Annotated in this window: 20 protein-coding genes and 1 tRNA gene; 9 read left to right on the top strand and 12 right to left on the bottom strand. The window is 40.4% G+C overall.

Annotation, left to right across the window (positions count from 1 at the left end; translation table 11 throughout):
• Positions 1-671 precede the first annotated feature (671 nt).
• Positions 672-2,021, top strand: coding sequence for a hypothetical protein (locus BTV98_RS09985; protein WP_075103511.1), 1,350 nt, complete (start codon positions 672-674; stop codon positions 2,019-2,021).
• A 64-nt stretch (positions 2,022-2,085) separates the two neighbouring features.
• Here the strand turns inward: BTV98_RS09985 and BTV98_RS09980 are convergent, their stop codons facing one another.
• Together BTV98_RS09980 and BTV98_RS09975 are read right to left on the bottom strand one after the other, a co-directional pair.
• Positions 2,086-3,447, bottom strand: a complete 1,362-nt coding sequence (locus BTV98_RS09980; RefSeq protein WP_075103510.1) for an integrase arm-type DNA-binding domain-containing protein — start codon at positions 3,445-3,447, stop codon at positions 2,086-2,088.
• Between the two features lie 283 nt (positions 3,448-3,730).
• Positions 3,731-3,821 (bottom strand) — tRNA-Ser (locus tag BTV98_RS09975).
• Between the two features lie 129 nt (positions 3,822-3,950).
• Here BTV98_RS09975 and BTV98_RS09970 point away from each other — a divergent pair.
• The 3 genes from BTV98_RS09970 (at position 3,951) to BTV98_RS09960 (ending at position 5,781) form a co-directional block, all read left to right on the top strand.
• Positions 3,951-4,847: a DNA/RNA non-specific endonuclease gene (locus BTV98_RS09970; RefSeq protein ID WP_058369637.1), complete on the top strand. Its 897-nt coding sequence runs from the start codon at positions 3,951-3,953 to the stop codon at positions 4,845-4,847.
• 75 nt (positions 4,848-4,922) lie between these two features.
• Positions 4,923-5,186, top strand: coding sequence for a hypothetical protein (locus BTV98_RS09965; RefSeq protein ID WP_058369636.1), 264 nt, complete (start codon positions 4,923-4,925; stop codon positions 5,184-5,186).
• Between the two features lie 211 nt (positions 5,187-5,397).
• Positions 5,398-5,781 carry a DUF2147 domain-containing protein gene (locus BTV98_RS09960; RefSeq protein WP_058369635.1) on the top strand — a complete coding sequence of 128 codons (384 nt, stop codon included), beginning with the start codon at positions 5,398-5,400 and terminating at the stop codon, positions 5,779-5,781.
• Between the two features lie 148 nt (positions 5,782-5,929).
• Here BTV98_RS09960 and BTV98_RS09955 read toward each other — a convergent pair whose 3' ends face one another.
• The 4 genes from BTV98_RS09955 to BTV98_RS09940 all read right to left on the bottom strand — a co-directional run bounded on the left by BTV98_RS09955 (position 5,930) and on the right by BTV98_RS09940 (position 10,755).
• Entirely contained in the window at positions 5,930-7,192 is a 1,263-nt protein-coding gene (locus tag BTV98_RS09955) for an ammonium transporter (RefSeq protein WP_058369634.1), read from the bottom strand.
• A 145-nt stretch (positions 7,193-7,337) separates the two neighbouring features.
• Positions 7,338-7,676, bottom strand: coding sequence for a P-II family nitrogen regulator (locus tag BTV98_RS09950; protein ID WP_058369633.1), 339 nt, complete (start codon positions 7,674-7,676; stop codon positions 7,338-7,340).
• Between the two features lie 601 nt (positions 7,677-8,277).
• Positions 8,278-9,132, bottom strand: a complete 855-nt coding sequence (locus tag BTV98_RS09945) for a universal stress protein (protein ID WP_058369632.1) — start codon at positions 9,130-9,132, stop codon at positions 8,278-8,280.
• A gap of 123 nt (positions 9,133-9,255) precedes the next feature.
• Positions 9,256-10,755, bottom strand: coding sequence for a SulP family inorganic anion transporter (locus BTV98_RS09940; RefSeq protein ID WP_058369631.1), 1,500 nt, complete (start codon positions 10,753-10,755; stop codon positions 9,256-9,258).
• 649 nt (positions 10,756-11,404) lie between these two features.
• Between BTV98_RS09940 and murD the strand changes: the two genes are divergently transcribed.
• Positions 11,405-12,841, top strand: a complete 1,437-nt coding sequence (murD, locus tag BTV98_RS09935) for a UDP-N-acetylmuramoyl-L-alanine--D-glutamate ligase (RefSeq protein WP_058369630.1) — start codon at positions 11,405-11,407, stop codon at positions 12,839-12,841.
• Between the two features lie 241 nt (positions 12,842-13,082).
• The gene (ftsW, locus tag BTV98_RS09930; RefSeq protein ID WP_058369629.1) at positions 13,083-14,279 is read left to right on the top strand and encodes a putative lipid II flippase FtsW; all 1,197 of its coding nucleotides are present in this window, start codon (positions 13,083-13,085) and stop codon (positions 14,277-14,279) included.
• Between the two features lie 131 nt (positions 14,280-14,410).
• Here ftsW and gluQRS read toward each other — a convergent pair whose 3' ends face one another.
• From gluQRS to BTV98_RS09900, 6 genes are all read right to left on the bottom strand, one after another.
• The gene (gluQRS, locus tag BTV98_RS09925; protein ID WP_178379377.1) at positions 14,411-15,382 is read right to left on the bottom strand and encodes a tRNA glutamyl-Q(34) synthetase GluQRS; all 972 of its coding nucleotides are present in this window, start codon (positions 15,380-15,382) and stop codon (positions 14,411-14,413) included.
• Between the two features lie 256 nt (positions 15,383-15,638).
• Entirely contained in the window at positions 15,639-16,079 is a 441-nt protein-coding gene (gene dksA / locus BTV98_RS09920) for an RNA polymerase-binding protein DksA (protein WP_058369628.1), read from the bottom strand.
• A gap of 556 nt (positions 16,080-16,635) precedes the next feature.
• Positions 16,636-17,481, bottom strand: a complete 846-nt coding sequence (locus tag BTV98_RS09915) for a metallophosphoesterase (RefSeq protein ID WP_058369627.1) — start codon at positions 17,479-17,481, stop codon at positions 16,636-16,638.
• 197 nt (positions 17,482-17,678) lie between these two features.
• The gene (locus tag BTV98_RS09910; protein WP_058369626.1) at positions 17,679-18,485 is read right to left on the bottom strand and encodes a metal ABC transporter permease; all 807 of its coding nucleotides are present in this window, start codon (positions 18,483-18,485) and stop codon (positions 17,679-17,681) included.
• Positions 18,486-18,674: 189 nt separating this feature from the next.
• Positions 18,675-19,451 carry a metal ABC transporter ATP-binding protein gene (locus BTV98_RS09905; RefSeq protein ID WP_058369625.1) on the bottom strand — a complete coding sequence of 259 codons (777 nt, stop codon included), beginning with the start codon at positions 19,449-19,451 and terminating at the stop codon, positions 18,675-18,677.
• A 60-nt stretch (positions 19,452-19,511) separates the two neighbouring features.
• Complete coding sequence (locus BTV98_RS09900; protein WP_058369624.1) at positions 19,512-20,039, bottom strand: transcriptional repressor; 528 nt, start codon at positions 20,037-20,039, stop codon at positions 19,512-19,514.
• Positions 20,040-20,391: 352 nt separating this feature from the next.
• Between BTV98_RS09900 and BTV98_RS09895 the strand changes: the two genes are divergently transcribed.
• From BTV98_RS09895 to atpB, 3 genes are all read left to right on the top strand, one after another.
• On the top strand, positions 20,392-21,186 hold the full coding sequence (locus BTV98_RS09895) for a metal ABC transporter solute-binding protein, Zn/Mn family (RefSeq protein WP_227511796.1): 795 nt from the start codon (positions 20,392-20,394) through the stop codon (positions 21,184-21,186).
• 283 nt (positions 21,187-21,469) lie between these two features.
• A complete protein-coding gene (locus tag BTV98_RS09890) occupies positions 21,470-21,868 on the top strand; it encodes an ATP synthase subunit I (RefSeq protein WP_058369622.1) in 399 nt (132 codons plus the stop codon).
• A gap of 726 nt (positions 21,869-22,594) precedes the next feature.
• Positions 22,595-23,464 (top strand): F0F1 ATP synthase subunit A, encoded by an 870-nt coding sequence (gene atpB, locus BTV98_RS09885; protein ID WP_058369621.1) that lies wholly within the window; start codon positions 22,595-22,597, stop codon positions 23,462-23,464.
• Positions 23,465-23,485: the final 21 nt, after the last annotated feature.

Genomic DNA, 23,485 nt, shown 5'->3' with positions numbered 1-23,485 from the left:
AGTTGCTGTACATAATCATCAATGAAGTGCGTATTAAATTACTCATAGTTATTTAATCTTTAGTTAATAATATAAATAACCAACTAAGCAGATTGCGTGACAGCGCGTTCTGCTTTTTTAGTATTTGGCATTTGGATACGAGTGAGACGAGAGATTATGAAAATGTGTTAAGAATGGAGTTAGCTTGAAGCCAATAGGTTTAATTGGAAACCAAAAGTTTCCATATTAGCGTTTTGATAAAACGCATTAAATGCTAGATTTTATATTTCTAGCTGAAAATTTTTATTCGCTTCAGACAATAGTTGACAAAGCTAGATAGTGATTAAAGATAGTAAATAAGGCTCGTATCTATTAACGAGTTCTTAGTAATCTGACTTCTCAGAAGGTGCCAAATAATTTGAAAAAATAACTAAGCTCATCACCTTGCTAAAGCTACTAATTAAGTTATAAAAAACTGACTCAAAATCAAATATTGTTTCTAACACAGATTAAGATTACCATTAATATAGTATTAGACTATCAAATAAGCATTATTTGATAATTTAACTCATATGTAGCATGTCATAACAGCCAATGTTAACCACGTTTTTATTACGCTATAGCGTATTTTTTATACTTCTAAAATGCGTTTTTTTTATGCTAATTAAGCCTTATTTATTGAGTCTATTATAATGAGTGATCATATTGATATCGTCGAAGAGTTGTACGGAAGTAGGTATAAAGGCAATCCTCTTTGGGATAATGTAGTCAAAAAACTCACGGTGAGACAAGCCTATGTTTTTTACTATTCTCTTGCGTATTTTGAGAAAAACAAAACTACTACAGCCCTAGGTATATTTGATTTACCAGATAAAACTGCAGTACATAAATGCTTAATGGATGCTTTACAGAAGGAAAAGAATCCAAATCAAGCTGCTCAAATAATAGGTGATAATGTACATAAAATACTTATTAATGATAACGATTTGTTATGGATCAAAACCGAGTTGAGAGCTGCAATATGGCTGAGCTATAGTATGGCTACTTTCAATCATTCAAACCGAAAGTTTTTCTTAAGTTATTTACGATCTACTTCTGAAGCTGAATTTGTTAATCGTTTGTTACACGTGATAGATATTCATGGATGCAGTTTGAGGGGAGATCTTGCTGAGATAATTAGAGGAGCATTTGACCACAATACATATGATTTACCCATTGATCATCGAACTTCATTCAATAATCATCAAGGTAATTACGTTTCGAACCGCATCGATGATCATTTTCTAAATTGGCTTAACAAACTTCCTGTAGATGAAGTTGACGCTATTCTGGAAAGGTTCAAAGCTGATGAAATACTGGTACTCGTTGGTATATTTGTACCAGTGAGTAAAAAGGATAAAATTGCACTAGTTAAAGCTTCTTTGGATATACGGCAGTATATATACATCACTAGTTCGGCTGATGCATCTCTATACCCATATGGTGTAAAAAATGATATAAATACTGTCACCACAAACCAATCAGAAGAAGAACTCGATAATATCAATAAAAAGAAAAATTTCGCAAAGCTTAGTGCTTACGAAATTATCAATCTGTTAATAAAGGCACGACGTTCACGTGAGCATAGGAAAATCAGATCTACTACAAAAAATGACCGTAGCCTTACGCTTAATAAAGAGGCACATAGCACTCTAATTAAGTTATCTGGTCAATTGAACGCTACTCCTAAAAAGGTCATAGAGGCACTGATTGAAAAAGTAGATTTAGATAATACGTATGAAGTGTCGGCGATTGATAAACTTATTAGCGGCAGAAGGTCTGTTAAGGAAAAGTCACCATTAGAAAAGCCTATCAAACAACAAGAGTCTGTTAAGCTTGAGGAGGCTATTGAAGTTGAAGAGCCTGTCGAGCTTGAAGAGGCTATTGAAGTTGAAGAACCTATCGAGCTTGAGGAAGCCATAAAAGACTTAGAAATAAAGCCAAATCAAACTAACAAAAGAAAAAGACAAAGAGACGCTTTGTTAAACTATAATAAAAGGTAATGATATATTTAATTCATTGCATGAGATAAATTATTGCCGTCAATCCAGTATGGATCGCTTAGTACTACTTCTTGCTCGCTAATCTTTTCATGTCTTCAGGGCTTATACCTTTATCTAATAAAGCTTGTATTAGAGCATTGCTGTCGACATCTGTTAATAGCGCATTTTTCGGACTATTAAGCGACTGCTCAATCTGCTGCCTCGCAGTCTGAAAGTCTACAACCTCGCCTGTGTCTCTTAGCAGGTCTAAAAAGTCTGCCCAGACCTGCATGATTTTACGGCGCTCTTCTAAATGCTGTGCATGATTATATACCGCTCTAATACTGCTTTTTTTATCATGGGCCATTTGCTTTTCGATAGCATCGCCCATATAGCCAAGCTCGTTTAAGTTGGTTGAGGCGATATGGCGAAAGCCGTGACCTGTCTGTTTACCTGCGTAGCCTAAGATATCAAGTGCGTTATTAATGAACTCTTCACTATACGGCTGATGCATGCCCGTATGATAGAACACATACTCATATTGTCCTGTGATAGGTTTCATCTCTTCTAGCACTGCGAGCATCTGATCTGACAATGGTACAACGTGCTTACGTGCAATTTTAAGATTATCGATATCAACACGCCATAAGCGGTTCGCAAAATCGATGTGTGACCATTTCATCATACGTAGCTCGATAGTACGACAAAATGAATAGGCTAAAAACTTCATACCTAAACGAGTCTGATCATGACCATGATAGCCTTCGATAGCTTGTAGTAGCGCAGGCAGCTCATTAATATCCACGTGCTTCATGTGCTGACTTTTGGCTTTAGGGTAGAGCGCTTTTAGATCATCGATTGGGTTTTGCTCGATAATACGTTCACGTTTGGCACGCCTTAGGACATTAGCAACCAAATCGATAGTACGTCTGGTGACTTCACGCGGTGGCTCACCGTCTTTGTTCACACGCTTTTCGATCTCATCTGCCATTGAACGGCAATCTTCAAAGCTCACGTCCTTTAAAGCAATACCTTTAAAGTGTGGCAACACGTCTTTATGCATACGATTATAGTCTTGCTGATAGGTACGCGGTTTGACGTTACGCTGACGCTCATTAAGCCAATCTAATGCGTAGTCATTAAACTTCTGCGCTTGGATATTGGCAAGCTTGTCTTGACGCTTTTTATTTTTTGGATCGATACCATCGGTGAGTAGTGCCTTGATCTCAGTATTAGCCTGCCTTGCTTCAGACAACGACATAAGAGGATAAGTGCCAAGTGTCATTCGTGTTTGCTTACCATCAAAGCGATAGGCGCTTATCCATGTCTTTGTGCCAGTATTGCGTACTAATAGCTGTAAACCTTGCTGATCACTGTATTTGTCAGGACGCGCAGGCGTGCATTTCTCACTAGGTTTAAGCTTACGGATCTTACTATCGCTTAACATGTTGGTCTATTCCCTATGGCTATAAGCTATATAATTCAAGTGATACAACAAATACGTTGGTCTAATACTGAATAATAAAGCTTAAATGTTGGTCTTTTTGAGGTCTAATGAAATCATAGACCAACAGATAGACCAACACAAGCTATGGGATAGGTAGGTCATGTTCGGATAGATTAGGAAAACGTTAGACATAAAAAAAACGCTAGAAGCGTTATTTATAAAGGGTTGCAGAGGTGTATAGGAGTGTTTAGGACAAGATAGGAAAACTAGCATTTGATAAGATTGGCGGTGAAGGAGGGATTCGAACCCTCGATACGCTATGAACGTATACACACTTTCCAGGCGTGCGGTTTCAGCCACTCACCCACTTCACCGATTTTTGAACGCCTAAGTATAGCGGATATGATTTAAAATGTCACGACTTACGCCTTATCTTTCTTTATTAGTAGACCCCTGCTAGGATAGCGTATACGTAATAGCGAGCATAGACGGTTGAAAGTTGCATGATAAGTTTTGGCAGGTATAAAGACGTTTTTAAAAATAGCATTATAATAACAGTATTTACTGTCACAGTAGGACTATCATCGGCGCAGGCGGATGACTTTACCCAATGTAGCCAGTCTTTTTATGGTGGTATCTACCCTGAATTTATTAATAATAAGCTAAATAATAAGACACAACCCTTATGTATGGATGGTTTTGCTGTCATGTATTCTGGGATATCACGTACACCGTTATGGTCAGCAGAACATCTAACCCGCAAGCGTTTGCAGCAAGCCAAAGACATCGATCGGGAAGATAGCTTTCATGAAGAAAGCCGAGTTCCGAAGTCAGCACGTGCTTCACTGTCAGATTATTCAGGTTCTGGTTACGATCGCGGGCATCTGGCACCCAATGCCGATATGGCCACCCGCAGCCAGCAATACGACAGCTTTAGTTTGGCCAATATAGCGCCGCAGTCGCCACGCAATAACCGCTATATTTGGCGTAATATTGAGTCTGCTACGCGTTACCTAACACAGCAGTATGGTGAAGTTTATACGGTCACAGGTGTCGCATTTACTAATAAGAAAACCAAACAGCTTGCTGGACGAGTGCTGGTGCCCAGTCATTTTTTCAAGGCCGTTTATATTCCAGCGACCAATCAGGCGGGTGTATATTATGCCCCCAACGACGAATCCGAGCGTATAGAAATCATTAGTATTAATGAATTGACAGCTGAGACTGGCATTGATGTTTTACCAGTGCTTGATATTCAAACCAAAACGCAAGCATTAGAGTTGCCATTAAAGGCTGGAGAAAGTACAGATACACCGAGCGATGCGCCAACTGAAGGGCCTGCTTGGATGCTGTTTGTATGGGCAATTCTTGAATGGTTGGTTGCACAGCTGCAAGCATAAATTATAGCCAGCTTGAATAATGTCCATTATTTACCTGTGAATAATATCCAATGTTACTCAGACATGGAGAGTAAAATGATTGAACCATTCGCGAATAATCATCAAAGTATGCAAGTTGGTGAGCTAATCATAGAAAATCAAGAAGACAAAATTATCATTTATGGAGATCTTGATTTATTGCTTGATGAGTCAGGCTACGAGCAAGCAAAGCAGTTGCATGAGTTGACGACTAAGGTATTACAAGCTTTCAAAAATTCTAATCAAAATAATAAAAAAACGCTCTCGTCAAAAGAAAACAGTGACCGACCAGACAAAGATATAGACAATCCTTTCATGTAACTATTTGATATAGTTTTGATTTTATAGAAACAATTATCTATAAAAAACTACTAGGCAAAGTTCGGATTTTGTCTATAATGAGTGCAGAAGGTGTCATTTAAGTTGATTGTAGCGCTTAAGATGTTAATAGAAGGCGGCAGCAAACGACTGATGACATAGGATAAGCACAAAAAACGTTGTTTTTGAATCATCATACGAATGGAGTCGATCTATGAAATTATTTACAAAATCTGTGTTAGCAGTTGCTGGTATTAGCATGGCCACTATGGCAATGGCAGCTGACCCATTAGCCAACACCACTTGGCAAACTTTTGACGATGGCAAGCCGAAAGGTGTGGTCAAAATCACTGAGTCAAACGGTGTCTTAACTGGTAAGCTTATCAGTACCGTATCAGAAAAAGGTAAGAAACACGTCGGTATGACTATCATCTCTGATCTAAAAGCGGATGGCGGCGGTAAGTATAGTGGTGGAACTATCACTGATCCTGAGAAAAACAAAACCTACCGTATGACTGCCAGTTTGGAAGGTAATACGCTTAATTTAAAAGGCTATCTGGGACCATTTTCACGTAGTCAAACTTGGAAAAAGAAATAAGCAATATTGTTATTCATACAACTGTTTGACATCTACTATGTGATTGTATTGAACAAAAAATAATAAAACCCGCATCGCCAATTGGTCATGCGGGTTTATTTTTAATAAATTTTAATATTGCCAAAACAAGCTGACTTTTAGAGTAAAATTAGTTAGTAAATTCAGGGTAAGCTTCCATACCGCATTCTGCAATATCAGCGCCTTCGTACTCGTCTTCTTCAGAGATACGCAAACCAATAGTAGCTCTAATAATCGCCCATACAATGGAGCTAGCAACGAACACCCAGATAAGAATAGTCGCAGCGCCCGCTATCTGCCCCAGCAAGCTAGCAGCAGGATTGGTAATAGGGACGATTAGTAGACCAAACAGGCCAACAATACCATGGACCGAAATGGCCCCGACAGGATCATCAATTTTTATTTTATCTAAAGCAAGAATAGATAATACGACAATTGCCCCTGCAATAAGACCAAAGAGCGTCGCTTGCAGTGCAGATGGGGTAGAAGGTTCTGCAGTAATGGCTACTAGGCCTGCCAATGCACCATTTAAGAGCATGGTCAAATCTGCTTTGCCAAAGATAAGACGTGCTAGTAATAAAGCGCCAATTGCGCCACCTGCTGCAGCAGCGTTGGTATTCAAAAACACCATTGCGACTGCGTTAGCACTAGCGATATCGCCCAGTTTCAATACTGAACCACCGTTAAAGCCAAACCAGCCCATCCACAGTATCAATGTACCAAGGGCTGCTAATGGCAAATTAGCACCAGGAATCGCTCGTATCTCACCATTGGGTCCATATTTGCCTTTACGCGAACCCAAAAATAATACACCAGCTAATGCGGCTGCTGCCCCTGCCATATGAACAATGCCAGAACCTGCAAAGTCAGAAAAGCCCATATCAGTTAAGTTAAATAGTCCAAAGACATCGCTGCCACCCCAAGTCCAACTACCTTCTAGTGGGTAGATAAAGCCCGTCATTACTACTGCAAATAATAAAAAAGCCCAGAGTTTCATGCGCTCAGCGACAGCGCCTGAGACAATCGACATACAAGTGGCTACAAAGACAACTTGGAAGAAAAAGTCAGATGCTGCAGAGTAGACAGAATCACCTTCAAAGCCATTTTCGGCTGAGGCTGTTAAAGCGTCCTTTACTAAAGTTTCATCACCTGCAATACCACTTAAAAACCAGTCGCCACCATACATAATAGCGTAGCCACATATCATGTACATGGTGCAGGCGGTTGCAAAAAGAGTGATATTCTTGGTTAAAATTTCGACAGTATTTTTGGATCGAACCAGTCCGGCCTCTAACATGGTAAAGCCTGCGGCCATCCACATGACCAGTGCGCCACATACCAAAAAATAAAACGTGTCGAGTGCATATTGCAGCTCAAAAATCTGACTTTGCATCTTAATTCCCCCTTGAATTGACAATGCGGTAGATTGGTTTGCTTTTAGACGTACATGATGGAGCAATTATCCTTATAACGTTTACTAAGACTATATTTGCACCAATAGTGTGCAAAACTACTTATTCATGGCTTAACTATAAGTTCTAAATAGCATCTGGACCTGTTTCACTGGTACGAATTCGAATAACTTGTTCGAGTGCTGTCACGAATATCTTGCCATCTCCGATTTTGCCAGTGCTGGCAATACGGGTGATAGCCTCAATAGCTGGCTCAACCATCTCGTCGATAACCGCTACCTCGACCTTTACTTTTGGTAAAAAGTCCACTACGTACTCTGCACCGCGATACAGTTCAGTATGTCCTTTTTGACGACCAAACCCTTTAACCTCGGTGACAGTGACGCCTTTGACGCCAATATCTGACAGTGCTTCACGCACATCATCAAGCTTAAATGGTTTTAAAATCGCAGTGATTAACTTCATAAAAAATTTCCTTATATGAATGATGTCGCAGGCCATTGCATACTTTTAATGCATCATAGCTTTGCCATGCTTGTGATAAGTCATTCAAAAAATGTGCCAGACGTACTCAAGGGGGAGGAACGTTTGGACTTATCTACCTTAAAAATGACCACCACTATAACGGACAAAAGCTTTAAATTCTCATCGTATATGGTGCAATAAAAACGAGATAGTCCTGATAATTACATAGTAATTTTAGGATAAATACAGCAGTATTGCCTGTGACGTTAGGTGCAACAAGAACTTTATTATAACCAACTTTCATACCCTACGGGGAGGGTATCCTGTGATGATTTGCGAAAATCTTACAAAGAGGGGAACTTAGATGTCAAAACAAAATCCGGATACAGGTATCTATCATAACAGCGTAGATAATAAGGCGTTATAGAGGTCAGTGAATGATGGCATACGAAGATAAAAGTAGGGCGGGTTTACAACATAATCGTCTGATAGCCAGACAGTAGATTGGGCTGTAAATAAGAAGCTGCCTACGCTAAGAGCAGTACAGGTAGCTTCGATATTAGTAATAACTTATACGCTGTAATAGCAAAGATAAAGGAATTTAGGCTTTAGGAAAAAGTAAATAAGGCGTCTTAGTAGTGCCCAATAACTTCTCAGTTTCGCTCCCTTTGAGTAGCTCACGTAACCGCGATTGTCCAAAAGCACCAGTCATCAGCAGGCCAATATTATGCTCGCTTTGATAATAGTTCAAAGCAGCACAAACATCGCGGCAGTTCAATAAAGTTTTTTTACAATTGATACCTGCTTGCTTGAGACGTGCATAAGCTTCGCGTAGTGCATCACAGTTTTCAGAGGTATCTTTACCAACCATCACAATATGGATGGTTAAGGCTCTAATCAGCGGTGTTTTACATAACCAATTAAGCATTTTATGTGAAGTGGCGCGATTATCAAATGCAAATAAAGCGGTAGTAGGGGGCGAAAATGGTGCATGAGTCACCAAAATGGGGCAATGACTCAAACGTATCAGCTGACTTAGGGTAGATTTACAGGTAACATGATGACCGATGACTATCAATTGTGATTTTTCATCGACATAATCGATACTATCACCGAGCGTTTCATGACGATGCAGCGTATAGACTTTACGCTTATGCAAATTTTGCTCACAATAAGCCGCTGCTTGATGCAGTAGAAGTTTGCCTTGTGCTTTGAGCTCTGAGTTGCTCAGATGCTCATGACTTGTAAATTGATCAAGTAAATGATTTTCATCGTCGATATTTAAACAGCCTGAATAGTTGATAGCTGCCTTTTGCTGTACGCTTGGTACTGCATGTAGTAGACCGACGGGCGTTTGCATACGCTTTGAGGCCCACATACTAGCATCCAATACAGCTTGTACATGGTCAGGACAATCTAAACAAGCAATAACACTATCTGGTTTTAAGTTACTCATAAGGGCAACCACATCATCTCAAAAAAAAGTACAGTTAAGCGAAACAGAGCAGCACAGCAGCCATAACTGATAGCCACTGTTCAGCAAACTCTGAGAGCAAAACTAGACGTTTGAGCCTATTTGCTAATCTAATAGGCCGATATCGCGGCGATCGTGAATAGAAAAACGATCGATCAACGTGCGACTGGCGTTATTTAAACCAACTACTTTGACATCAATACCCTCGCGTTGCAAGCGCATGACCAACTTATCTAAAGTATCGACCGCACTGATATCCCAAAAATGCGCGTGACTGACATCGATCTCAATATTGTCTACTGCCTCTTTAGTATCGAAGCTTTGCAAAAATTGCGTTGTCGATGCAAAGAAAACTTGTCCTTGGACGTAGTAATAACGAGTATTGCTACCGTCATCATACTCACTAAATATGGTTAAGAATTGTCCAATTTTGTTAGCAAAAGCCAAGGCTGATAGTAGAACCCCAACTCCAACCCCATACGCTAAGTTGTGAGTAAAGACAGTGGTCAAGACGGTCGCTAGCATGACAATATTAAACGACATAGGATGCGTTTTAAATTCTCGAATAGACTGCCAGTTAAATGTACCGATGGATACCATAATCATAACAGCAACGAGAGCCGCCATTGGAATTTGACTGACCCAATCGCTTAAAAAGACCACCATAATCAATAAGACTACACCCGCCATCAATGTCGATAAGCGCGTACGTCCGCCAGATTTTACATTGATCATGGATTGACCAATCATCGCGCACCCTGCCATACCTCCAAAAAAACCTGAAACGACGTTGGCAATACCTTGACCACGGCATTCACGATTTTTATTACTTGGCGTATCGGTCAACTCATCTACAATCGTAGCGGTCATCATCGATTCGAGCAAACCAACAATGGCTAACGCAATAGAGTAAGGAGCAATAATCAGTAACGTGTTTAGATTGAGTGGAATATCAGGTAGCAAAAACACAGGCAACGAATCGGGTAGGTCGCCCATACTGCCTACATTACGAATGTCTAAATTCATATATAATGCGACAGCTGTCAGACCAACGATACACACAAGCGGTGATGGCACAATACGGCCGATCTTGGGAATAAGCGGAAACAGATAGATAATTGCTAGACCAGCTGCCGTCATCATATAGACGGTCAAGCCAACACGTTCAGTCGCTGGATTAAGCTCTGGCAGCTGAGCGGCAAATATCAAAATCGCCAGCGCATTGACAAAGCCGATCACTACTGAGCGAGAGACAAAGCGCATCAGATTACCAAGCTTTAAGATACCCATGATAATTTGGATACCGCCGCATAGCAGTGTTGCTGCAAGCAAGTATTGCAGCCCATGCTCAGCGACTAGATCAACCATAACAAGCGCCATCGCACCTGTCGCAGCTGAGATCATGCCTGGGCGACCGCCAACGAAGCTAATCACTACGGCAATACAAAATGAGGCGTACAAACCAACCTTTGGATCGACGCCTGCAATAATAGAAAAAGCAATGGCTTCTGGAATCAGCGCCAATGCAACAACGATACCAGACAGCATATCGCCGCGCACATTAGAAAACCACTCATCACGTAAGCTATCAAAAAAAGATGTCATAAGTAAACTGCATAGATTTGGAGGCAAAAAAAGTAATCATCCGCTAGTGGTTATATTATCTATCAACAATAACCGTTTATAGATAATATTAGCCGCTAAAGAAGCTACCGCGTCGCTTAACAGACTAAAACTGTCAAACGGTCTTGCACTTTCACTATCTAAAGATTATGAATATCTCACAACATTTGGCTACCGAGTCGTTTGCAGTATTGCCAATAGTAAAATATGATAAAAACCTAAGATAGTACTCAAATGGCTATGATGATGTATCACAGCAGATAGATTGTCAGGTAAGATAGGCAGAATAGCTATGAAAAAGTAACTATAAATAAGCGTCTGCTGCAACCTAGTGACAGTATGATTCGCTACCAAGGTCTAATAGCCTTGCGATAAATGCCATAATATAGGTCATAACACATTCAATCGACATACAAAACTAAATTATCAGTTAAGGCCTCAGTAACTTAATATAAAAACATGCGCATAATAGCACAAAGTAATGAAAAAGCAGTACCGAAACATGCACGATACCGTTATCATGCTTACCATTATAATAGTTAAAAATATCATATCGTCTATCTAGCCGATGTCTTATCGATAACCACCCATATTTGATAGCCAGACCATAGTCTCAGAAAAGGAAAGATATATGACGACCCTCGCTGCAACAAAAACTCTAATCCATAAAGGCAGTGGCCTACAAGTGGTGGTCGGATTGGGTCAATCAGGGCTATCGGCAGCGCGTTATTTGACTGAACAAGGCTATCAGGTAGCAGTCACAGATGGTCAATCAGCACCAGTATTAGCAGATAAGCTTCCTGCTGCTATCGAAATTCGTCAGTTTGGTGCTATTGATGCAGAGTTATTGCAACAAGCCGCACGTATTATTATTAGTCCTGGTATTTCTCTTGACACTCAAGCGATCGCAGCAGCGCGGCAAGCCAATATTCCGATAATAAGCGATATTCAGTTGTTTTGTGAGGCTTGTGATGTTCCCATCATCGCGATTACGGGCTCTAATGCCAAAAGCACCGTGACGACACTGGTTGGTGAAATGGCTGCGGATGCTGGAATCAATGTCGGTGTCGGCGGTAATATTGGCGTTCCAGCTTTAAATCTTTTATCTAATAGCGATATGGCTTTAGCCGTACTTGAGCTGTCTAGCTTTCAATTAGAAACAGTGACCAATCTGGGCGCTCAAGTAGCAACAGTGCTCAATATGTCTCCTGATCATTTAGATCGCCATGGCGATATGCTTGGTTATCATCAGGCCAAGCACCGTATTTTTCAAGGTGCCAAATCGGTAGTAATCAACCGTGAGGATGCACTTACTCGGCCATTGGTCGCTGATGATTTACCGCGTTTAAGTATTGGTATTCATGCGCCAGATAGAGGTCAGTATGGTTTGATAACTGATGTCGATGGACAGATTTATTTAGCTCGTGGTACAGAGCGGCTACTATCAGCAGACAAGCTGATTATTAAAGGTCGCCACAATTTACTTAATGCTCAAGCGGCTCTGGCACTAGGCGAGCTTGCAGGTCTACCTATCGATAGTATGCTTGCAACCTTACAACGCTTTACAGGGCTTGATCATCGTTGTCAGTATGTCGAAACTGTAGCAGGGATTGATTATTTCAATGATTCTAAAGGTACCAATATTGGCTCGACCATTGCTGCTATTGAGGGTTTAGGTGCAGTGTATGCGGCCAAAGACGGTAAACTACTTCTAATCTTAGGGGGTCAAGGCAAAGGCCAACAGTTCGGTGAGCTGGCACCTTTTATTAATCAATATGTCAGTCAGGTTTTATTGATTGGGGAAGATAGCCAGCAGATTGAGCAGCATTTACGTGCAGCCAAGCTAAATGATGATGTGCTACTCAAGCAGTGTCAGACGTTAGAAAATGCTTTTGCTACTATTCAGCAAGTGACTAGTAGCAGCTTGTCGCAAGTACAAGCAGTGTTATTATCACCTGCATGTGCAAGCTTTGATCAGTTCAGTGGTTATGCTGCTCGCGGCGATTACTTTCGTGAGTTAGTAACGCAATTGGTTACAGATACTGATGCTGTCAATACGCTCAGTTAATTCATCTATTTAGATGATAAATGATTGTTTTGCTTATAAATTACTGCTACTGTCAAACACAGTTAGCCAGTTCTGGTTTATGAAGAACCTCTTTTTAGTAGTCGCCAACTAACGTCTACTAAAAGCGATGGTACGTTTACTAGTTGTGATAGCTATTAAGTCTGTTTTCTATTTGATTTGGTTTAAACGGTGGCGTCGGATAGATGTCGTGTTTTTTTGTTTGTTAATATACTTGAATATTATGGCGCTCTCTTTTTTTTCTCGTTCTTCTCAAAAGTCTCAGCCAACTTCTGGCGCAGATGGTGTTCTCTCTTTACCTTCAGCACGCGCAATTTTGATATCTAGCGTTGGTTGTATGATGGTACTTAGCTTACTTATGGTGGCTTCAGCCTCTATTCCTTTTGCACTAAGTCGCGGCATGAGCGAGCTGTATTTTTTTGAACATCAGCTGCTATACATGGGCATCGGGCTAATCGCTGCAGCGATACCGTATTACTTTGTACCACTAAAAACCCTCTACCAGACTGAGACACAGTTTATATTGCTAGGTGTCACTGGTGCGCTTTTGATAGCGACGCTATTTGGTACGCCTATTAATGGTTCAAAACGCTGGCTAAACTTGGGCGTGATTAACTTTCAGGTCGCAGAACTAGCGAAGCTTGTGGTCATTGTCTTCGTTGCTGACTTTGTAGTGCGACGCTCGTTTGAAGTCCGTAACGGTTGGGATGGGTTTTTACGCATCTCTTTAGTGATCGGTCTGCTGACTTTTTTATTATTATTGCAGCCTGATTTTGGCTCATTGGTGGTCATCGTCGGCACAGTGTTTGCTATATTTTATATCGCTGGGGCACCTTATAAGCAATTTGTCGCGCTAGGGGCGGTCGTAGGTGTGCTTGGCGTACTGGCAGTCACTATGGTTCAGTATCGTCTGACAAGGGTGTTATCGTTTTTAGATCCCTTTGATGATATTCAAGATACTGACTATCAATTGGCACGCAGCTTGATTGCATTTGGTCGTGGACAGTTTACAGGTGTAGGTTATGGTGAAAGCGTCCAAAAACTATCACATTTACCTGAGGCACATACAGATTTTTTGTTGGCCATTACTGGTGAAGAGCTAGGCTTCGTTGGCGTGACGATGATTTTGATATTAGAAGCACTTATCATCGGTAGTGCTATGCGTATTAGTTATAATGCGCTAAAACGTCGGCAAATGCGTATGAGCTATACCGCTTTTGGTATCGGCATTATTTTTATTGCACAAACGATTATTAATGCTGCTATGAATATGGGAGCGATGCCGACTAAAGGATTAACGATGCCGTTCTTTAGTTATGGTGGGTCATCAATGCTGATTAGTTTGGTGATGGTGGCGCTGCTACTCAAGATTTATAACGAGAGTCCTGAGATAGAAAAAAGCCAGTGCCGTTATTTCTAAAGAAAGTGCTAGGACAGACAAACAGAATGACGTATATTCGTTAATATTAGTCATTAATCTATGTCAGTTATTACCCTAAAGATAATAAAAGCGTCGCCGTTGGGTGGCGCTTTTTGCTCTGAAGTGATTAGTTAAGGAGCGATGATATTTAGTGCATTCTTACCTTGCAAGGGCGTGTTGTCCCATTGTGTAATGGCTTGCTCGAGCATGCGAGCTGGAGTATCCATATCGACAGCAGGCTGCTTTAATAACTGTAAAGCCATCGCAATCAGCTGACTGGGCTTACGAGTATCTATAGGTTGGGCAAGGTTTTGTTTAGAGAGCTTTTGTCCATCAGGATTGCATATTAGTGGCAAATGATACCACTGATCTATAGCTGGTAAACGTGCAGCTTGCATGATGCTGATTTGTGCAGTCGTCATAGGTAAGATATCTAAACCGCGCATGATGTGAGTGACTCCTTGTAGCCCATCATCAAGGCTTGCTGCCAAAATATAATTAATCATGCCATCTTGGCGACGAACGACCATATCGCCCAAGGTTTGCTGCGGATTATCCCATTGTAATCCTTGAATACCATCTTGAAAACCTATGAGATAATCTGGTAGCTGCAGGCGTAGTTTATAACGGTCTTTATCAAGATGTGCCTCTATACAGCAGCGTGGGTAGCGCTGTCTATTAAGAAGTTTTTGAGTGGCGTTTTGCAAGTTTGCGCTTTCTATTATGGCTTTTTGCTCCCAATAACGTTCAAGGCTTTTACGTGAGCATAGGCAACCGTAAGTTAGAGGGGCCAGTATGGAAGATAGATATTCATTATAAATATCAATGCGCTCGGACTGATAAACGACATCGCCATCCCAATGCAAGTTTAAGGTCTCTAAGTCTATCAGTATTTGCTCACTAAATTGTCGGTCACAGCGCTCAGTATCGGTATCTTCAATACGTAGAAGCCAGTCGCCGCCTAGTGATTTGATATGACAGTAACTTGCCAGCGCCGTGGTCAAGGAACCAAGATGCAGCTCGCCGGTGGGTGAAGGAGCAAAACGCCCAATAGGATACGCCGACAGTGACGTCAGTTTAGACGTTGGTTTAAATAGTGTCATTGTAGGGGTATCAGTAGTATGAATGCGTGTCAAAATAAGCCGCTATAATAATAAAAGAATAAGAATAGCGTAAAAGAGCGTTAGGGGAAAAGATATTTATTAAATTAAGAAGTTTTGTTAACTGATTTTAGGCTTTAGGGTAGGCCGTAAAATGCAACAAGCGACCAATTGGATGGTCGCTTGTTGCATTGAATACTATTGGACTAATTAATTGAATTGATCAACGAGATCAGTCCTATATAGTAGGAATAGTATGTTATGTATGACCTTGGTTTTGACGCTCTTTCATCTCAGACAACGTTTTGCAGTCAATACATTGCGTTGCTGTTGGTCGAGCTTCTAAACGACGCAAACCAATCTCTACTCCGCAAGTTTCACAAAAACCATAATCATCGTTTTCAATCTCTGACATAGATTTGTCAATTTTGCGAATCAATTTGCGTTCACGGTCGCGCGTGCGTAATGCTAGTGCAAACTCTTCTTCTTGAGTGGCCCGATCATTAATATCTGGCATGGCACTAGACTCATCTTGAATATAAGTCTTTGTACGGTCAGCTTCGCCGATTAGTTGATTTTTCCAGTCCAATAAAATGGCTTTAAAATGCTCTAACTGCGCATCAGACATATACTCTTCGTCTTTGGCAGGCTCGTAAGGGGTGAATTTGACATCACTCGGATTATTAGTCAGGGTGCTCATATGGGTATCCTACTTTTTCAAATTAATTCAATGAAACGACGTTTTAAAGGATAAAACTTGGATAAGTGTCAACACAGATTATTACTTATCTTTTATAGACCGTTTTATCACAGGGTAACGCAAGTAACACAGCTGCTTTAAAGGTACGCTCATATCGACATAACAATAATGATGGACATTATTCATAAATAAGTACGCATCTTGTCGTTGCTATAATGAACATTATCATCTAGGTATAAATAATAATGTTCATGAGTACACGGCTGATTGTGAACACTTAACTGGTTGTCGTCTCAGCTATCCTAGCCACTATAATTTGCCTAACACTTAATGCTAGGCGCTCCTATTCCATCTTATTTTTAATATCCATCTAACTAAAGTCTATTTAGCTTGTATCATTATTTGCAGTATCGTCTATTCTATTATCATTGCCTAGTATTATTTAATAAAATATCTTACACACTATACTAAAATCCTAAGCTTTATAAATGATGAAAATCAATAGATAACAAAGCTATATAAACAGTGTTATTCATCGAAGCAATAAAACTGGCCGCTAAGTATCTAATCTTTTGACCCAGCTTGCAACCTGCCCAGTGTTGGCTAATTGCAACCAACGGTAACCAGGTAATGCACTTGTATCATAAGCGAAGTCATCTTCGTAAGGCTTAAACTGATAGCAGGTTGATGGAGTGGTATATACGGTAACCCCATTTTGATAGCGAACTTGGTCTTGATGCGTATGACCGCTAATAATCACGCGCAAATGTGGAAATGCCGCCATACGTTGCCAACAAGTAGATACATTATCTGCAATGTGAGCATCTATCCACTCTGAGTGCATGAGCATCACATGATGATGTAAGGCAATAAGCGCAGGTTTGTCGCAGGCACTCAAACGCGCGCATAACCAGTCAATATCTGTATTGGTCACTTCACCTGCGACCTTACCAGGAATTGCAGAATTTAGTAGCAATAGTTGCCAGTAGTCTGTATGTATTACGTGGCGACTGAGTAGACGTTCGTCTGCAGGCTGAGGGATGAGCTGGCGCTGAGAATATGGTAGTTTGCCACCAAGCTCATCTGTTACATCATGATTGCCAGCAATACAAGCGAAAGGGATGCCGGTATCATGCAGTACCTTAAAAATATGATCATAAATAGCAGGCTTGACCACATTAACCAAATCGCCTGTGACTAAAATCAAATCACAGCGAATATCTTCGCTCAATGCTTGTGCTAATACTGCCTCAAAACTATATGTACAACAGTATTCAGAGGTTGGTTGTTTATAAGCTACCTTTTGTACTGCTTGTACGGTAGATAAATGCATATCTGTAATCTGTAATACATTTACCTGACCATCTGGGCTGCTGATTTCACGAGCAGGATAACTTGGCATAAGGTCGATCCCTTACTACATCAAGACAATTAAAGCCTAAGAAAACCACTATAAAAAATAATAGTGCAAACTTATAGCACAAAAGTTATGTAATCTCTAGCACTAAATGCCAAACAAGGTTTATAAATTACTTATTGATAATGCTAAAGTATTCCATTGGTTAAAACGACTTTAAGCATTAAAAATACCTAGTAAAGCTAAACACGTATCTTGGTCACTGTTTTGGTTATTAAAAGGGCGCTAAAAAATAAGACCGCTAATACTAAAACTATAGCAAGTCCAGTCTGTATATCAAGCCAAATACTACCCCAAATGCCTAGCGTTACGCCTACTTGCGCTATTATGAGTGAAAAGACGACCATCTGTTTAGGAGCTGTTGACCACAAACGTGCCGTTAATGCGGGCAATACTAGTAGGCCACTGATTAATAAGCTGCCAACGGCTTGCAAAGCAATGGCACAAAAACCTGCCAACACACCCATAAAAAACAGGCGTTGTCTTGTCGGATTAACCCTTTGAATGCGGGCAAGAGCCTCGTGAGTAGCAAGTTTTATTTGAGCGGGCCATATATAGGCCAAAAACACTAACCCTACTAGCACACTACCAGCGAGCAATGGCAAGTCAGCCCAATCAAGCTCAAGTAAATTGCCAAATAAAAACCCTAAAACATTTGCTTGCTGATCAGTGAGCTGAGTTAAGGTCAATAGCCCCAGACATAATAAAGACACTGCCACCACTGCCAGTACTGCGTCAGTAGGTAGGCGCTCATCTTCAATTAATAACAGGGCTAACACTACTAGAACGCTGACGATGGCAATACCAATACCCATTGGCAACTGCCACCAAACTGCAATCGCGACTCCTAATAGTGTCCCATGAGACAAGGCATCGGCAAAAAACGCCATCCGTCGCCATAATACTAAGCAGCCAAGTGGGGCTGATAGTAGACCTAATATACTGCCGGCAATCCAGGCAGGGGCAATGATAGCTAACCAAGCGGTCATAAAAGCTGTCTTCCGTTAAAATAAAAGAACATTGCTTAATACTAAGGTGTGTCCTCATTTAGATGACTATCGATTAAATTGAGAACATGCCCTAAGCACAGAACGTTTCGTAATAGGGATTAAAAGGTTATATAAAGAAAAGTACGTCAGTAGATTTGTAGAGCCAAAAAAGGTCGCTCACAATAGTACTTATAATAACTCGCTTGGTGCCTGATGCTCACAAGCATGGGGCTTATGCACATAAGGCTGCTCATAATGATGACCAAATAATTTTTGAAATTCAGCGGTGATGGCAAGCTCGCTCGGTTGACCTTCGCAGCAAATATGCTTATTTAAGCAAATAACCCGCCGGCTGCCTTTCATGACCCAATGTAAATCATGTGACACCACCAACATCGCACAACGCAAAAAATCTGGCAGCTCATCGATAAATTGATAGAGCCAAACCTCAGTATCAGGATCAAGCCCTTGCATTGGCTCATCTAAAATCAATAAATTGGGCTTATCTAGTAAGGCCCGTGCCAGTAGTACGCGCTGCGTTTCACCGCCAGAAAGATGTAGCATTTGCCGTGATAACAGATGATTTAAGGATAAATTATCAAAAATAAACTGGCGTTGTTCTGATGTTAAACGACGTCTGTCTGCCTGAGTCAAAAGGTCTTTTACTCGTAATGGTAAGATAGGCGGCACCGTAAAACGCTGCGGCACATAACCAAGTTGCAATGGTTGATGATTAATAATCTTACCTGCTGTGGGCGTGATGAGACCTAAGATAAGTTTGACCAACGTCGACTTGCCTGCACCGTTTGGACCGATCAGACTGACAGTTTCATTGACAGCAATATCGATATTGATGTCTTTGACCAAACGCTGTTGACCAATATGGTAATTGATACCATTCAAGCTAAGTAACGGTAACCCATAAGAGATGTTTTTATTATTGGACGATTGCTCTAAAAGGCTCATAAGATAACAGCCGAAAATTAAATAGACGTAAGAAGAAGGGGTAGATAGAACATAGATATTTTATTGGCAACTTTGACAGCGTCCGCTAATCTCAATGACGCTACGAGAAACCATAAAACCGGCATCTTGCTCTGCAAAGCTCATCATTTCTTGTACTGGCAGGCTACTACACTCTTGTACACGCTGACACACTTCACAGATTAAAAACGCAGCAGTATGTTCATCACGTGGATGGCAACAAGGGACATAAGCATTGATCGAAGTCAATTGGTGAATCAATCCCTCACCCAACAAAAACTCTAAGCTGCGATAGACAGTTGGCGGGGCTACGTTTTTTCGAGCTGGTGCTTTTGCATTGTCAGCCCTCGTAGTCGTCCGCATTTGTTGCAGCTCTGTGATCAAGTCATACGCACCTATTGGCTTATTGGCTTGCAATATTAGTGCATATATCTGCTGACGCAGCGGGGTAAAGCGTACACCGCGCAACCGACATTGAGCTTTGGCGGTCTCTAAACGCTCAGTCACATCATATGACGTAAAGTGTTGAACATCATGTAAATGTTCGCAAACAGAAGAAGCAGAAGACATTGTATAGACTCCAAAAAACGATGATATAACGCCCAGCAGTATAAGCCAAAATATTTAAAAACTGTCAACAAGAAATTTTATTAGCCATTTTTATTGTTATAGTATAACATAATAAAAATTGTAAAATCAGCGTTGTTATTTATCAAGTGGTTTCTCCAGACTTGATCTTTTTAGACCATACTTATAGGGCAGTTATCCGATGAATGCTACTCTCCAAAACCTTAGCAATCTATACAATAAAAATAAGTACTTCCAATATAGAATGAATAGCTTCTCCTTTTACAGAATAGGACAGTTTTTGTGTCAACCCAAATACACATTGACGCTAATGTTGATGCTGTTAAGCTCATTTATGATGACTGTACAAGCAGCGACCGTTAGCGTTAGTAACTATCCTTTGTTTTTATTAAGTGAGGCCGTCACTAAAGGCGCGCCATCAGCCAATCGACTACTGCAAGCAGGGGAGGTCGGACATCATGGCAGTATCAGCCCTGGTGATATTAAAGCCATTCAAGACAGTAAGTTTGTTGTGTGGTTTGGTGAGCCATTAGAGAACAACCTTGCATCGAGCTTGAACACAGCACCAAATGCGATTGCTTTATTTGGCTTTGATGCTTTTAACCGTCACCCATTACGTGATGTCAAAGGCCAACCTATTGCAGATACTTTAGACCCGCACATTTGGCTCGATCCTGAAAACGCCAAAGCCATCACCCGTGCACTGGCAGTGATTCACAGTCATGCAAACCCTCAGCATAAAAATTTGTATCAAGCCAACGCAAAGAAGTTTGCCCAACGACTGGATAGAGCAGTAGAGTTGACGCAACTAGATAATCGAAAAACCTATCCTTATTGGGCTTATCATGATGCTTACCAATATATTGAAAAAGCGCTGCAATTACAGCTTGCTGGTAGTTTGAGTACGGACCATCATTTGGCACCTAAAGCCAGTCAGATTCGTTGGCTTAATGAGCAGCGTCCCGTTAAAAAAATGTGTTTGGTTAGTCCAAGCGCTCCGGGTAAAGGTTTGCTTGCTAAGCTTCAGCCAGTAGATATGATTGTACAGCCTGAAGACATGAGCGGTAGCAAAGACTTCGTTAGCGGCTGGAGTAACATGGTGCAAAAATTACGTAACTGTATATCTTAATAATCAACAAACAACACAATGTTTTGAGTAATGAGTGGGCCAATTTGGCATTTAAGGATTATTTAGTATTTTTATGAACCATTAATTAACGATAACGAATTAAAGGCTTGATATTTGCCATATATTACTTGCTAATTACTCAGTTGCTCCTTATAATAAGTGGCGTTTTATTTTGGTTAAAAGGTTATATCTGTATAGTGAACCGTTCATAGAGAAGTATGCCATTTACACGCTACTATGACTTGAATGCTACGGTTATTATTCCAACGCTATAGGTAAGCTGATGACCAAACCTGCCAAACGTACGCAAAGAGATCAAATCGGCGTCTATATTAAACGTCAAGCGTGGATACTATTTATCCTTATTATTGTCGCTTGGATTATAGATGTCAGTTGGCTTAGCAGTGATCTTGTCGTAGCAAAAAGTACTGCGATTGGTGCGCTATTAAGTTTTGTTACTCAAGCTGTATTTGCTGGATTTATCTTTTGGTACACAGGATATCGCGCGCGCCAACATATTGTTAGCCAGCTATATCGAGGTCAAATGGCCAAATGGTTGTTGACTGTGTTTGGTTTCGCACTAATTTTTATTACCATACGACCCCTGTCAGCGCCCGCGCTATTCATCGGTTTTATGGTAATGCAGATTAGTCACAGTTGGATGTTGTGGCATATACGTTAATGATAAATGACAGTCGCTTATGATGATTTTCTGAGCTTTTGTATTTATCCGATATAACGCCATATTTATTCTATAAATATAATGCTGTTAATAGCATAAAAATGTCATCCTGCCGTCCAACTTCTCTACGACTAAGTCGAAAATTAATAAATGATGTGTTTTTGAAGTTTTATAAGACTAATAATTACTATAAACATAATTGCTTAAAAATAATGTTTTACAATTTAATTAAGAGCGCAAACCTATATTGTTAAACGTTACAAGCTACTATAATAGTTACATAGCAGATAAAAAACACATAATTGCCTTTACACGAATACTACGCTGCATTAAGATAGGCAGCTAATTATTTTGCTTAAACGTGCTGTATTGAGCACATATCTTGCAAATCAAGATATCGGCAAACACTAATATGATAACTTTAAGTACGTTTATGTGCAGATGCTAAGGGCTAGTAATGAATACTCATAAGCCCTTTTTTGATAACTAAATTTTATTGAAGTCTGTCAAAAACCAGTAACTGCACCAGAAGTATGGGTTGGATGTTGTTGATTACATGAGAGTGCGAAAACGATTTATTTGCAGATAATACGAACCTATAAGATGCTATTAATCTTCTTAAAAGTTCAGTTAGGTCAGGCAAATATTGTTATTAGTATACTTATCAGATGACAACCGTATTCTTTGGTAGTTGATTCAATCGTTGATTAATAAGAAGCTTATATTATGGCAGCCGAGCAACAAACATCATCAGAATATATCTCTCACCACTTAACGAACTGGACGTATGGCTATCTGCCAGGCGAAGGTTGGAAAGTTGCCTATACTGCTGAAGAAGCGGGACAAATGGGCTTTAATGCTATCCACCTTGACTCTATGCTATGGTCAATTGGTCTGGGTATTTTATTTTGTGCCATCTTTTGGATGGTTGCCAAAAAAGTGACTTCAGGCGTGCCAAGCAAAACTCAAGCGGCAGTTGAATTAATCGTTGAGTTTGTTGATAACAACGTTCGTGATTCTTACAGTGGTACCTCAAAGTTGATTGCACCTTTGGCATTGACCATTTTTGTCTGGATCTTCTTGATGAACCTAATGGATTTATTGCCTATCGACTTTATTCCAAGTCTAGCGGGCCAGATTGGTGCCGCGATGGGCCATGATCCACATCACGTGTTCTTTAAGATTGTTCCAACAACTGATCCCAATATCACGCTTGGCATGTCATTCTCAGTCTTTTTGTTAATTCTTTTTTATAGCATCAAAGAGAAAGGCGTGGGCGGTTTTGTTGGTGAGTTAACACTACATCCGTTTAGTGCCAAGAATCCTATCTTGCAAATTATTTTAATCCCCATCAACTTCATCTTAGAAGCGGTTACCTTAATTGCAAAGCCTGTTTCATTAGGTTTGCGTTTATTCGGTAACATGTATGCTGGGGAATTGATTTTCATACTGATTGCTCTAATGCCATTTTGGATTCAATGGGCGTTATCGGTACCGTGGGCTATCTTCCACATTTTGATTATTACACTTCAAGCGTTCGTATTTATGATGCTCACGATAGTTTACTTGTCGCTTGCATCATCAACTGAACATTAATTAGACATTCAATAGGTAAAT

Source organism: Psychrobacter sp. Cmf 22.2, from assembly GCF_001921745.1.
Taxonomy (GTDB): Bacteria; Pseudomonadota; Gammaproteobacteria; order Pseudomonadales; family Moraxellaceae; genus Psychrobacter.
The sequence above is the reverse complement of the archived record's forward strand: the minus strand, read 5'-3'. Positions and strand labels throughout refer to the sequence as shown.